This window comes from Catenulispora sp. GAS73, from assembly GCF_041262085.1.
GTDB lineage: Bacteria > Actinomycetota > Actinomycetes > Streptomycetales > Catenulisporaceae > Catenulispora.
The window spans coordinates 193,732-207,459 of sequence record NZ_JBGCCM010000002.1 but is presented as its reverse complement, the minus strand read 5'-3'; the positions used below and the strand labels follow the sequence as shown (position 1 = coordinate 207,459).

9 protein-coding genes are annotated in these 13,728 nt (G+C 66.3%); 4 read left to right on the top strand and 5 right to left on the bottom strand.

What is annotated here, in order from left to right; translation table 11 throughout:
* Positions 1 to 220: 220 nt before the first annotated feature.
* Positions 221 to 658 (bottom strand): hypothetical protein, encoded by a 438-nt coding sequence (locus tag ABH935_RS03365; RefSeq protein WP_370376280.1) that lies wholly within the window; start codon positions 656 to 658, stop codon positions 221 to 223.
* Positions 659 to 759: 101 nt separating this feature from the next.
* Positions 760 to 1,308 carry a thioredoxin family protein gene (locus ABH935_RS03360; RefSeq protein ID WP_370376279.1) on the bottom strand — a complete coding sequence of 183 codons (549 nt, stop codon included), beginning with the start codon at positions 1,306 to 1,308 and terminating at the stop codon, positions 760 to 762.
* Between the two features lie 439 nt (positions 1,309 to 1,747).
* On the opposite strand from ABH935_RS03360, the gene ABH935_RS03355 reads away from it, so the two are divergent.
* Positions 1,748 to 3,118, top strand: a complete 1,371-nt coding sequence (locus ABH935_RS03355) for a sigma factor (RefSeq protein ID WP_370376278.1) — start codon at positions 1,748 to 1,750, stop codon at positions 3,116 to 3,118.
* A gap of 269 nt (positions 3,119 to 3,387) precedes the next feature.
* Here ABH935_RS03355 and ABH935_RS03350 read toward each other — a convergent pair whose 3' ends face one another.
* From ABH935_RS03350 to ABH935_RS03340, 3 genes are all read right to left on the bottom strand, one after another.
* Positions 3,388 to 3,843: a fibronectin type III-like domain-contianing protein gene (locus ABH935_RS03350; RefSeq protein ID WP_370376277.1), complete on the bottom strand. Its 456-nt coding sequence runs from the start codon at positions 3,841 to 3,843 to the stop codon at positions 3,388 to 3,390.
* 97 nt (positions 3,844 to 3,940) lie between these two features.
* Complete coding sequence (locus ABH935_RS03345) at positions 3,941 to 5,407, bottom strand: hypothetical protein (RefSeq protein WP_370376276.1); 1,467 nt, start codon at positions 5,405 to 5,407, stop codon at positions 3,941 to 3,943.
* A 70-nt stretch (positions 5,408 to 5,477) separates the two neighbouring features.
* On the bottom strand, positions 5,478 to 6,098 hold the full coding sequence (locus ABH935_RS03340; RefSeq protein WP_370376275.1) for an SLATT domain-containing protein: 621 nt from the start codon (positions 6,096 to 6,098) through the stop codon (positions 5,478 to 5,480).
* 107 nt (positions 6,099 to 6,205) lie between these two features.
* On the opposite strand from ABH935_RS03340, the gene ABH935_RS03335 reads away from it, so the two are divergent.
* The 3 genes from ABH935_RS03335 (at position 6,206) to ABH935_RS03325 (ending at position 13,325) form a co-directional block, all read left to right on the top strand.
* Positions 6,206 to 10,783, top strand: a complete 4,578-nt coding sequence (locus ABH935_RS03335; RefSeq protein ID WP_370376274.1) for an HTH domain-containing protein — start codon at positions 6,206 to 6,208, stop codon at positions 10,781 to 10,783.
* 376 nt (positions 10,784 to 11,159) lie between these two features.
* Positions 11,160 to 12,455: a hypothetical protein gene (locus ABH935_RS03330; protein ID WP_370376273.1), complete on the top strand. Its 1,296-nt coding sequence runs from the start codon at positions 11,160 to 11,162 to the stop codon at positions 12,453 to 12,455.
* A 207-nt stretch (positions 12,456 to 12,662) separates the two neighbouring features.
* Positions 12,663 to 13,325, top strand: a complete 663-nt coding sequence (locus tag ABH935_RS03325) for a hypothetical protein (protein ID WP_370376272.1) — start codon at positions 12,663 to 12,665, stop codon at positions 13,323 to 13,325.
* Positions 13,326 to 13,728: the final 403 nt, after the last annotated feature.

The following is a 13,728-nucleotide window of genomic DNA, read 5'->3' as shown; positions in this document are numbered from 1 at the left end:
TCCGGGCAGCTTCGCCGATAGCTACCTCGACTTCGGTCAAGACCAAACCCGGGAGCAGTTCAAGTGGACTTGGACCCCGTAGCCGCGGATTAAGAGAGGCTTTTGTCGAGACTTCGCAGGCGAGGACAGCGGGGAGTGGGCGGCGGCTGCGAGGCGGGGAGAGAACGTAATGGTCCGTCTCCTCGTCTCGCGCGCAATACGCTTCGGCCGCTGGGAATCTTCAGGCCCGTTCTGTGATGCGGGAGGCGTTGACTTCCAGGTCGATGGGGTGATCGGTGACCGGTGGAAGGCAGTCGTTGGAGCTGCAGGCGGCGTAGCTGACCAGGAGGGTGGCGGCGCCGTCGCCGTCTAGAGCGACCGGGAGTTCGGCCGTTACCGGGCCGTCCGGGTACACCGGAAGGGTGAGGTCGGTTCCGGCGAGCGGCAGCGTCAGGACTTTGGCGTCCGCGGTAAGGGGCCCGGTGCCGTGCAGCTTCCCCTGAGGCACGACCTTGATCGGCCGTCCGACGCCCTGGATGCCGTTGGCTGGGAGGTCGGCGCTGTACAGGTGGAAGCCTGGTTTCTGCGGAGTGAAGGTCGCGACGATCGTGGCGTGGGATGCCACATGATCCTTGACGGTGATGGTGACTGTCACGCCCTGGCTGGTGAATCGTGCCACGGTCGACTGCTTCGGAGTGTCGGACCGTGTGGCGAACCAGGTTGCGGCACCTGCGACCAGTAGAGCCGCTACAGCGCCGATGGCTATGGACCGGGCAGTTCTCATACGGCCCACTTCTTCAAGAATTCCACGAAGCTGGACTGGTCGAAGCTGGGGTTCCCAGTCGTGTTGGTGTCCACGCGCACGCTCCCCGAGGGGCTGAGGATGATCAGTACCGGTAGCCCGAAGCTGCTGGAGTCGTCGTAGGGGGAGATGGCTGACATGTTGGTGTCGACGTCGATCTGTACCAGGTGGTAGGAGGCGGCGAGGACGGCCTGGACCTCGGGGGTGTGGAAGTCGTGGTCCATGGCGACGCAGTTGCCGCACCAGTCGGCTCCGAAGTCGAGTAGTACCTCCCGGCCGTCGGCTTCGGCGGCGGCGCGGGCGGCGGCGATCTGCGTCTTCGCGTCGGCCGTCGGTGAGTAGCCGAAGGACGTCGGCGTCGATCCGGGTGTGGGGTGGCTGGTCGGCGTGGTGGTGTGGGACGGGCTGGGCTTCGTCGAAGTGGGCGTGGAGGGTGTGGGCTTCGTCCCGGTCGGCTTCGTGGCCGAAGTGGTCTGCTTCGTCGGTGTGGGCTTCGTCGTGGGCGGCGCCGACGATGACTGTGTCACGGATGTCGAGGTGGTGTCGGACGTGGGTGCCGGATCGGACTGTCCCACTGTCCCCGTGACGGAGGCGCCTGCGCCTGCGCCTGCGCCAGCGGCGGCGGCGGCGGATGGCGACGGAGAGGTGGAGGCACAGCCCGCGAGCAGAGCGCTAGCCGCTCCCACTGCGAATATTGATATGGACCTGCGCATTACGGCTCCTGAACGGTAGGTCGGTCAGCCGGCCGCGGGTCCGGGATCGCCGCAGCCTTCCTCGTGCTGGAGATTGCGCGGAACGGCCGACGTCACAGAAATCCGCCGAGAGTGCGCCGATGCCCGGCCGAGATACGGCTCCGGCACCGTGGCTCGAACATGTCACCGAACTTTCTGTGACCCGCGACCTGCTGCTGCCGTTGTCTCCCAAGCGGGACCGGACACGGACAGAGCTGGAAGCGCGGTGGCAGGAATGATCGAGCAGTCGGACACGGCAGTACTGGCCGCGGCTCGGATCGGAGATCCGGATTCGCAGGCGGAACTGGTCGAGCGCTGCCTGCCTGTGGTCTACAACATCGTCGGCCGTGCCCTGCCCCGGCGGGCTGACGTCGACGACATCGTGCGGGACGCCATGCTGCAGGTGTTGCGTGCGCTGCCCGGCGTCCGCGACCCGCGCAGCCTTCGTTTGCTCCTGGTGGCCGAGGCGCTGGAGCAGGTCCGCCGGTACCCGCAGCCCCGACACGCCGGCTCGGCTCGTCGCGACGACTCATCGGATCGCGGCGGCGCGGCCGTGGCCTTCGATGGCTTGGATGCCAGTCGGCTCGGGCTCTCCGGTGAGCAGCGAGAGCTCGTCAGAGCCGCCGCCTGGTCGGATGTCGAGGACCGTGAGCTGCTCAGCCTGTGGTGGCTGGCCGAGTCCGGGCACCTGGCTCGTGCCGAGCTCGTCGACGCCCTGGAGTTGGCTTCGCATCAGGCTGCTGTACGGGTGGCGAGGTTGAAGGAACAACTGGACGCCGCGCGTTTGGTGGAGCGGGCACTGACCGCATCGCGGGGCTGCGCCATCCTGTTCGCCAGCGCCTCCGCGTGGGACGGTCGACCGGATCAGCGGTGGCGAGTGCACCTGGCCGGACACATCCGCACCTGCACTGCGTGTCGAGGTGCCGCTGGGTACGTCGCGCCCGCTGAACAAGTGTTTGACGGGCTTGCCATGGTTGCGCCGCCGATCGGTCTCGCCGGCCGCATCGTGGCCGGCGCACATGACGGTCGGAGCGGGTCGTCGGCCCGAACAGCCAGGCCGTCGGCCGGCGGGCACCGCGCCACTGGAAAACGGACGCGTCATCGTGCCGGTGGCCTGCTGGCCGGGTCGCTGGCGGGTGAGACGGTGCTCACCGCCGTGGCCGGGGCCGCCCTTCTCACCGGCTACACCGTTCTGCCCGACGCTGCCGCGCCGTCGGAGGCGGGCCACAAACCGCTGGCGGCTGAGTCGTTCACGGCGAATCAGCATCCTGGTTCTCCCCCGGCTGTTCTGGGCACACCGATCCGGGCGGACCCGACAACCGATACGGCGCCTACCGGATCCGCTCCGCCGCACAATCCCGCGACGTCCGCGCCGACTGGAGCGGCGAAGCCCGCTTCGAGCTCCGACGCGAAGCCCCCGACGTCGGCGAGCACCAGCGTGACCACTTCGTCGGCACACCCGACCGTCGCCCCGTCGTCTCAAAGCCCCACTACGACGTCCGCGCCGTCGACCTCCCCGGATCCATCACAGCAAGGTCCCGTCGCCCAAGTCCTGGCCGAGATCAACCAGGCCCGGCCCAGGCGGGCCTGCCGCCGTACACCCTGACCTCGGGCCTGAACACCAGTGCCGGCGCCCATACCCAGACGATGGCCGCCGGCTGCGGGCTATCGCATCAGTGTCCGGGCGAAGCGGAACTGGGCACGCGCGTCAGCCAGGCCGGAGTCCGGTGGGGCGCGTGCGGAGAGAACATCGGCGAAGGCGGGCCCGTCGCCGTCGGCAACGCGTCTATCGGCGCCATGGCGGTCGGCTTCGCCGCTTGCCGGCGCAAAAGCACTACGGCCGGCTCGTGCTCCGCCACAATGGTGCTCGTGGCCTCACTGACCCGCGATCAAGCCGCCAATGCCCTGCAGCTGTTCGAGGCACAAGCGAATGCTGCCCGGAACCTGGACCAGGGTGCCGTCGGTCGTCCCGCCGCCGGCGACGTCGACACATTGGCCGAGGATCTGCAACGTGTCGGTGGCGCCTGTGGGGTCTGAGGGGTCAGGGGCCACCTTGACGGCCTGAGCACCGGTGCCGTTGCAGTTGTAGATCCAGATGGGGTCGCTGTTGGAGGTCGAGCCCCATTTGTCATCCAGGCACAGGTTGGCGGCTACGCCGGCGACGGTCTCTCCGCTCGGGGCTGTGCCGTTGACGGCGAAGGTGCCGTTCAGCGGCAGGTTCCGGGAGGAGTCGCCGACCGCGATGCTGTAGGTACCGCTGGGTGTGATCCAGCCGTTTGTGGCGGTGCTCCAGGTGCTGATGTCCTGCGATGACAGACTGAAGGTTCTCAACTCGGTGCAACACTGCCCTTCGCTTGACCCGCAAAAGAGGCCCCTGACGGCAGTGAAGTCGTCGTGGAGCGCGGTCGTCCCGGGGCGTTCCCGGCAGTCATCCGCGCTGGGTGCGGAACACCTCCCCCAATCGTGCGGCCAACTCCTGGGCCACCTGGTCGACTGCATTAGGCAGGTCGGCCGTGCTGACCGAATCCTCGCAGGTGGTGCGAACTGGCCGCATGTGCGTGCTGATCTGCACAGCGCCACTTTGGGGCACACCAATCGTGCCGAACGCGACCGCCATCGCTGGCTCAAGTCCGACGACCGGCGCGATCCGCGCGGGTATCGGCGTCGACACGCCGAGCAGGATGTTGATAAGCGCAGAGAGACGAGCGGCGATGTGCTTCGGGTCGAAGATGGGGGTCATCTCGCCGCGCGGCAGAGCTTCCCAGGCCGAGCGCTGGCCTGTGCGCATCACCGCGAGCCCGCTGTTGACCCGTGCCTGCAGGTCGCGCACGCAGGCGACGGTGGCGAGCGCGGATGCGTCGGCGTCGACGCCTTGGGCCTGGTCGAACAGGCCGCGGTCGCGGCCGAGCTGCACCAGCTCGTCCCGCAGGGATGCCAGGCGCTGCACCTCCAACCGGGCGTCGGCGTCGACGGGTACCAGGTGCACCTCGAGTGTCGCTGGTTCTGATCCATAGGCCTGCTGCAGCTGCGCGCGCCAGGACACCGCTGGGACTGTTTCGAGAACGGACCACCGAAGCAGGTCGGCCTGCGGCTCCGGCGGTGCGGCGGCATTGACCTGCCCGCGCGCCGGGCCGGGACCTGAGGGCGCGGGCAGTTCGGTGATCGTGCCGAAGGCGAGCGCCGCCGCGTACTGCGCGGCGCGAGTCTGTGACCCACGCGCGTCGCTAGCGGCTTTGGTTCCGTCAGCTGGGTCGCTGATCCCGCGGATGACCATCAGCCGCGCATCGGTGTGGTGGGCGGCAAGCGCTGCCCCGGCCCCCTCGGTCTCGATTGCGGCGGCGCTGTTGTAGTGGGTGTCGAGAAAATCGGAGACCCACGAGTCGGCGACATCCTTAACTGCGGGGCCGCTGGCGATCGGCTTGAAGTGCACTAGCGGCGCCGGGTCGGCCCCGTCGGGCATGAAGGCCAGCCAGGACCCGGTGCTCACCGTCTCCTGGGCCGCCTGCACCAGTCCGTGCGTACTATCCCAGGCGGTAGGCCGCGCCTTGAATCCCTCCGTGGTGTGCTTGCCGCCATCGTAGGCGAGCACCTGCGTGGCTGCGACCACATCGCCGACGGCAACGTCGGACTTGAGAGAACCGGCGACGCCGACGAAGAACACGGCAGCCGGGTTCGCCCAGGTGATAACACTCTGCGCGATCAGCGCGGCCTGCGGGTTGCCAGGGCCCGTGCATGTCACGCACACGGTGTACTCGGTGCCGGGTAGCGGCGCTTCGCGCACGATCGTGCCCTGCGGCAGATCGTGACGTTGTGCCTGCTGAGTCATCAAGGCGTGTACGGCGGCGGTCTCCACCGGCAGGGCCGTGAGCACGACGATTCGGTTGGTGGTGTCCACCGCGGAATCCTTACTGCTCGTCGAAGCGGATCACGGACGGTGTGCCGCCCGCGAGCTGTCTATGGCGGCGTCACACGCCGGGCGTTGCCGGAGCCCCGGAGTCGTTCCCGCTGGCGCTGGGCGACGGCGTGGGGTCCGCAGCGCCGAGGGAGAACGCGCTTTCCTTGGCGGCCGCCGGGGTCTCGCGCAGTTGGTGCCAGGCCCTTTGGTCCTCCGCGATAATGGCGTCGAGTTCGGCGAGGCAGTCTCCGAGTACGGCGGGGTCGGTCGGTCGGCCACCGACGCCTGCCGAGTAGAAGTCCAAGTGTCGGCCGAGTGTTTCCAGGCGACGCACCGTGCCCGTGCGTAGCACCCACAGCCGCCTATGGGTGAAAAACGCCTCCGCCGCGGCGAGCACGGTGATCAGCGCACCGAGGACTAGCGCGATGTTCAGCATCCACGCGCGCGTGGCGTCAGACGTGCGCAGGCCCAGCAGAATCGTGACGGTCGCCGACAAGGTGACCGTGGCCATCTGCAGCGCGAAGGCCTTGCGCTTGTCGCGGCGCCGACGGCGCCGGTAGCTGGCCAGTTGCCGCGCGACCTCCTGGCGCAGGAACTGCCATCGCGCGTCCAGATCCGCCTGCGCTACAGCCCCACCTGGACCAGCGGACGCCTCCGTATTGTCTTCCACCGTGCCTCCCGCCGAATCCACCGCGCGGCGCTCCCATTGAATCGGGTGCCGCCGTTTCTCGGCATCCTACGCGCGTCGAAACAAGGGTGTCCAATGGATCTGGACATAGGTGTGTTAAGGTCGGAGGCGTGACAACGGCCGACGACCAACTGCGAGCCCTTCTCGACGACACGGCGTATCGCGCGCTCGAGTCGCTCGCGCGCTCGAGCGAGCCTGTGAGCGGGAGGGCGCTGGCTCGCGCCCTGAACGTCTCGCCTACGACCGCGACCTCCGCGCTCGCCCTGCTGAGGAAGGCTGGCTTCGTGACTTCCACGGCTGCGGGCCGGTCGATGTTGTGGTATCTCGACGCAAGTAACCCGACGATGCGTAGTTGGCTGCAGGAGACCGCCGGAGCCGCAGTCGCTGATCACGCCCAGCGTCCGCGCCTGGAAACAGTGATCTTCACCGCGCTGCCTTTAGAGTACGAGTCTGTGGCCGCACACCTGCCGGACCGGCGGCCGACCCGCGTACGTGCGACACGTTTCGAGCAAGGAGAGTTCACAGGCGACCACGTGGACTGGACCGTGTACGTCGCGGAAGTCGGCGCGGGCAACATCGGGACCGCCATCGAGGTCACCGCAGCGATCGCCGCGCTCAACCCCCACCTCGTGCTGTTTGTCGGCGTCGCCGCGTCGGTCAAGCCGAAGGATCTGTGCCAGGGCGACGTCGTCGTCGCTAACAGGGTCTATAACATCCATTCCGGCAAAGACGTGCACGACGAGGCCCACGGATCGGTTCACCAGACACGGCCTCTGTCCTTCTTGGCCAGGCACGACACCGTTCAGCTCGCAATGGAAGTACGGCGGCGTGGTTGGGCCTCTGAGCTGCCCGCGCAGGCCAGTAACGCCCGCGGGCGGGCCCCTGAAGCCAAGATCTCCCCGATCGCCGCGAGCGAGGTGGTGCACGCCGACAGTCGCTCGCAGCTGATGCAGAAGGTACGCACGCAGTTCAACGATGTGGCAGCGGTCGACATGGAATCCCTTGGTCTATACGAGGCGGCTCACAGGGACGACCGGGCCGCGCTCGCCGTGCGCGGTATCTCCGACTGCATCGACGACAAGGACCCTGACTCGGACGCCGAGTGGCAACCACGAGCAGCGAGTCACGCCGCCGCGTTCGCGTTCGCGCTGCTACGCCGGGCCGAGCCGGAGGACTTTCCGGTGCAGGGAACCAGGACAGTGCCGGATGGCGGTGACACTACATCTAGTGGCCGCTCGCCGGCGCAGCAGCTGCTGCGCGTGGCGCCGTCAGTGGCTCTCGCCTACGAATGGGCGGTACCGATCACTGGGGCAAGTGCCCATGAAGTGCTACGCGATCTCGCGGCGCTCGGTTCTCAGCCGGCGACTTGGCTGGGTCGCTTCCGGCACAGGCCCCCCGAGGCGTTCCGCAGCGAAGACAGCGCCGCGTTGTGGGTTCTGGTGGCCGAGTTTGCCGACTCCCACGAGCACCCGGCCGCGCCATGGTTCTTCGAGCAGGCAGCGCAGCGATGGCAAGGCGACCCGCTGTCCGGATATATGTACTGTCGTGCAGCGGCGGCCGCTGCACGCATGGGGCAAGGGCCTGCGGCAGAAGAACTGATTCGGCGCGCAGAGGCCGCCGTCCCGGCAGGCCGTCCGTTGTGGGCGTTCTACCACGCTGCGCTCGGCCCCGACATTGCGGTGGTGGCCGCGCGCATTCTGGCCGTTGCAGACAAGCTTGAGTTGCCGTTCCCACAGTCGGTTTCGCACGCCCTGCAGGGTGTATCGACGGCCGCACGGCCCGATGATGACTTCGCGGCCTTCGTCGAAGAGCTCGCCGAACTTCACCCCGCCTTCCTGGAGCAGATGAGGCTGATCATCGTTCTCGCTGCGGCCGTAGTGCTGCGCTCAACTGCAGGACAAACCGAAGCCGCTCAGATGCTCCTGGAACAGATAGTAGACGGCCTTCCGGCGTATCGACCTGGACCGGCCAGCACATCAGCACTGGCGGCGCTCGCAGGTTCCAGGTCTACAGTGATCCTGCTTGAACTGGCCAAAACGCTCAGTATGAGGGCCGCAGATCCCGTGGGCAGGGGATCGAGCTTCGACGCGGACGCGGTGCTGACCCGTGCAGAAGAATTTGCCCTCACCGCCCGGGACCGGCGGCTGGACTGGGGCGGGCCGACCGGTGAAGCCCTGGCGCTTGCAGCAGGTTGTCGTGCCGCATTAGGGGACGTGCGCGGCGCTCTGCTACTGCTCCTGCCACCGCCCGCAGGCACGGCTAACGCCGTGGAAGCCGCATCCCAGCCCGTTGTCCAGGCCGCCGCGCCCCTAGCTGCGCAACTCGGCGATATTGAACTGGCGCTAGATCTCGCCGCAAAGGTTGACGACCCGGTGCAACGGCGGCTGGCGACCGCGCTCGCATTGAGCCTGCGCGAGGACTCCTATCCTGAAGCCGCAGCCGAGTATCGCGCGGCGCTCGCTGACGGCGCAATTACCGCCCGCGCCGATCTACAGATGAAGGCCTTGGTCGGCCTGTCGATGGTCGCGGACCTTGCCGACGATGAACTAGCGCTGCTCGAAGAACGTGATGCCGAGATCGCTGATCTGATCCGCGCGCGGTCCTTCCTCAAAGCTGGCGAAATCAGCCGGGCTCAGGTCCTTGCCCGGTGCTACCCCGACTCCGAGGCAGCGCTTCACATTCGAGTCGAATGCCTTCGGACCTCAGGCAGAACCGCCGAAGCCATCGCCGCCTTGGAGTCCTTCGCCACGCGCCACCATCACGACGAGCGGCTTCTGCTCAACGCGGCGGTACTGGCGCTCTCAACCGGAGCCGCGGATGAGGCCGTACGCCTAGCACGTATTGTCGCCTCGAGCCTCGACCCCGTGCGCCGCCGGACCGCTCGCGAGATCATGCTCGACGTTGCATCAAGCGGCGGAGACTGGGACGGCGTCCTGGAGCAGACGTATCGCCTCATTGGTGATGTAGCGATCGACGAATCCGATCCGAACCGGGCCAATAGCGTCGCGAAGTATCGCTGGGCGCGAGCATACGCACTTCACCAGCTTCGCCGGATGGACGATGCGTACGAGGTCATCCGCGCCGAACCGCGCCTGATGCCCGTTGATCTCAATCAGGCGCGGCTGCTCGCGTCCGTACTGCGCACGATTGCGCCGTCGGTCACGAATGTCGACAACCGCACTGAGTCAGGCGAGAGCGGCGTCACCCAGAGGGAGGTCTTGACCGCCGTCGGGGACGCGGCGCGGGCCTTCCCGGACGACGAGGAACTCGTCGCCACGGCGGTGATGACTGCGTTCTCAATGCCGACTGATGGCCAGCTCGACTACGGGCAGATGGCCAAGGCACGCGAGCTGCATCAGCAGTTCTTCGAGAGCTTTCCCAACAGCAGGCTGATGCAGGCGGTGCCCTATGACGAGAACCTCAGTGGGGTGAAGGAGTTTCTGCGTACGCACCTGGCGCCGGTAGCGAGCGCTGCGGAGGCGATGCGGCGGCGCGCGTACATCGGCGGAATGCCGATCAGCGTGTTCGCCGCGGCATTCGGAAAGAACTACGCCGAGGCTCTGATCCGCAATGCCGTCGGCTGCTACGTGGTCCGGTATCCGGACGACCATCTCGACGCGCAGGAGATCGAGGCGGCTCGTCGCGCCGTCGACAAAGCAGTGGTGGTGGATACCTCCGCATTGTTCCTCTCGCCACTCACGTTGGAACCCGCGACGCGGCTATCGGCCCATTTCGAGCGGCTGCTTGTCGCTGCGCCCCAGCGCGACGACATCGTGCAGGCCCGGGCATCGATGGCGATGCGAAGCGCTGGTTCGCTTGGATGGGATCCCGAATCCGGGCGGCCCACATTCGAGCAGTACGACGAGAAGCTCACCGCACGTTGGGCTGAGCAAGCTGACAACCTCGCTAAGGCGCTTGACCGGTGCGACATCGAGAATGACCCGCTCGCCGACCACGGCGACTCCGATCCCAGACACCGGGTCTGGAGTTCACCAATCCGCCTGGCGCGAGAGCGTGGGCTGAGCCTGGTGGCAGACGACGCCGCGCTACGAGCAGCGGCACGCAGCGAGGGCATCCCCGCTTTCGGCAGTCTGCAGTTGCTCACAGCCCTTGTTGAGGATGGCGCGTTGCCCGTCGGCACTGTGCAGCAGGCCCATCGTCGCCTGATGGGGGTGTGGGCCGCCGAGCTGCCGGTACTTAGCCGGTTGCGTGAGATCGCCGGCGAAGAGCAATGGAACCCAGCGGGGTACGCGGCATTTCTGCTCGCGCGCCCCGCGACCTGGCTGCCGATTGCGGACGGGTGGCGGACCTACACGACGCTGATCAAAGCGCTACCCGAGCACGGACGGCAGGAGGTCGCCGGCTGGTGCACCGCCGCCATTACCGGCCTCAGCCTGGTAACCGCACCGCCGATCGTACCGGCGGCCGCCTCAGGACTCATTGTTTGGACCTTGCTCGAACTGCGGGATGCCGCAGCACTGCCTTTGCTCCTCGAAGGTGCCGAACGGGTGGTCAAGCAGTTCGTGCCCGATGTAGACCTGCTCGAAAAGGTCGTACAGCGGCTTGTGACGACGATGCGACAGATCACACCCCCGGACATGGTCGGCGCCGTCGTACTGCCCCTGCTGTCCGGACTAGGCAACGACGCACGGGCGAAAGCCGTCGAGTGCTTCTTCACTATGCCGTGACGGTAACTTCTTCTCGCGGCAACGCGGTGTCCATTGCGCTGCGGATGTTCGAATGTCCCTCCGACGGCGCCGACCTGGTCATCGAGCTCGACCCACCACACCTCACCGCGTCGCACAGGCCCTCCCTCAACCGCTCCGCAGCCAACCCTACGCGGCTCGCCGCTCCGGCCGGTTCCCGAACCCGGGTATCAGGCGGAGCCCCTGAAGCCGGTGGGCACGGCTGCTGGGCATCGGCATTCGCATGGCGTCCCGACTTGATCTCTCGGCGCTTTGCGGCGACAGCAGAATCGGCGTACCTCGGTGGGGTGAAAATCGAGGTACCGATGCATCCGCTGGGCTTATGGTTCAGGGTCCCCACCTACTCGCGGAGGAAGCCATGGGCATCAAGACGTGGGATGAGCTCAGGGAGCCGGACGAGCGGACGCTGCGCTTTACGCCGATTGGGCTTGGCGGAAGGATGCGTCCAGAGGATTCCGCTCGCTACTGGCAGGAGGTCATGGCCGGCCTCGATCTCGATCCCGTCGTCGCGGATGGCACGCGGCAGAGCTTTGACCGGCTCCGGCAGGTCCTCCCTTACGGCCTCTTGTGCTACGACATTTTCACCCTGGTCAGAGACCACGCACTTCTGACCATCGAGCAGGCGCTCCGGGACCGCTTCATCGACTATCACCAAGGCGTCGTGACGTTCGTCGATAACCAGGGGACCGCTCACACGTCCACAGTGGCGCAGTACGAGGATGTCCACGAAGCTGTCCGGAAGAATAAGAATCGGCAGCTTCAAATCGGAGCCGGCCCGGAGAAGATCCATTTCAATGGCATGCTCAATGGCCTGAACAAGTGGGCACGGGCGGCAGGACTGCTGCGCGGCCAACGAAACCGCGGCGTTGAGGCCGTCCTTGCGAACCTCCGAAACATGGTCGCTCACCCGACCTCGTACCACCTGCTCGATCCTGTTGATGCCGTGCGCATGCTCAGCGATGTGCGCGAGATCATCAATCAACTTTGGGCGGCGCCCACTCCCGGAGGTCGACTGTATCCGGCGCCGCTGAAGCAATCCGTGGCTGCCCTCGCCTGGCTCAAGGACGGCACGGCAGCCCATGTCGCCGCTGTCGACGCGCTTCGTAACAGCACCGAAGGCGAAGATCAGTACAACTTTGCGATTATCCGAGGCGTCTGGGAGTTCGGAGAGCGACTGTCTGACCCGGAAATCCTGTCCTTCGACTCGCGGTATGAGACGACTTGGTATCCGGCGGAGCACTTGTGGGGACCCGGGACGCGCGAGGAAGGAATCACCTGGCTCGACGCGAACGATCCCCAGCCAGGCGTCTGCGATTACCTTGATCGGACGTTTATTCTCCGGTTCCACGATGGCGAGCTGTATCTGCCAATGAAGCCGAGTATCGCCGCAGCTCTTCCTGTGTCAGAGCAGACCGGGCAGTGGTTCGCTGTGCGCGCCGACTTCCCGAATGACGCTTTCTCACACATCCGCAGCTATGCCAGCGGAGCGTCGGACTGCGCGCCAATGGGACCCTGCTCGCGGTGTCACGCTGAAACGCTGGCCGGGGGTACGCATGCGGAGGTGATCGCTGCGTGCGGACAGCTTGTCGCAACCGCATCGCTGCCGCCTGACATGCGTATGCCATTGACTGATCGCCGCTCCTGGCCCCTCTAGGCGGCTCGTTCACGTACGAGGCACGATTCCGTGATCGCGCAACCTACTTAGTGGGTTACCGCAACGAGGAGAACACGGCCAGCGTCCCTCGATGTCCATTCCAGGTCAGGTCTGCCAGTCGCAGATCCCTGACCTCGGTTTGGCAATGTTACAGTAAGGGAGGGTTCCGCAGATTCGCCTTAAGTTGACAACCTACGATGTCCAGTCGTGACCCCCGACGAGCTCGTCCACTACTACCCCCGCCTCTACCACATGGCGGTCGGCGGCATGTGGCCGATGATTCAGCAGCATGGCCTGTTGCCCACCAGCCATATCGTCACCACCTCCGACCTGTCGGCTGACGAGCAAGCCAGCTTGCTTATGCGGCGTAGGTCGACGTCCGTGATGATCGCCCACCCCGTGCTTGGCGTTGTGACGATCCGCGACCAGGCACCGTTGCGTGAGGAATTCCTGACCCGGTCGTTGACGGACATGACGGCAGCCCAATGGCTCGGAGTGCTCAACGACTGCGTCTTCTTCTGGCCGCACCCCGACCGGTTGCACACCCTGCTCACTGCCCGCCGCTACCGAGACCGCGTCCAAGACGTCGTCACCATCGACACATACAGCCTTGTCGAGGCTCACCATGATGCGATCCGACTGTGCCCGATCAACTCTGGGGCCACGCTGTATCCGAACGCACCGATGCGTGGCTCGGGAACCTTCCGTACGATCGAGGACTACCCGTTCGCCCAGCGACGCAAAAGCCATTCGATACCGGCCGCCATCGCCGAACTCACCGTGATTGGCGGGGTACCGGACCTGCACGCCCACGTGGTGGAGGTCAACCGCTGCCGAGGTGCTGACCTGCTTGAACGGCTCCACCCCTAGCCTCCCGCTGAGGCAGTCTCAGCGTATTGTGACTGTGGGGCTCCAAAGCCCAGTAGCTGTCCTGAGCCGAGGTCCTTGGGGGCCTATCACAGGGTTCTTATGATGTGCTCGTGTATTCGTTGAGGAGCCCCCAGGATGGCTTCGCGTCGTATGGGTTCTGCGGGAAAGGGATGACGTTCGGGTCATCATCGGGCGCGTGAAGGTTCGGTGCCCAGCGGGGTCGGGCGGAGCTGGAGTGCCGGGCGTAGCGTTCCAGGATGGTTCGCAGGTGTCGTTCTCCGAAGGTCTGTGACGACTTGGCGCTCGATCGGGTCCATGGCCTTGGCGACTCGCCGAATGGTATCGCGGTGTTCCATGGTGACCGCAGGGTCGGAGATCCGATCCGGGATGTGGTCGGTCCTTT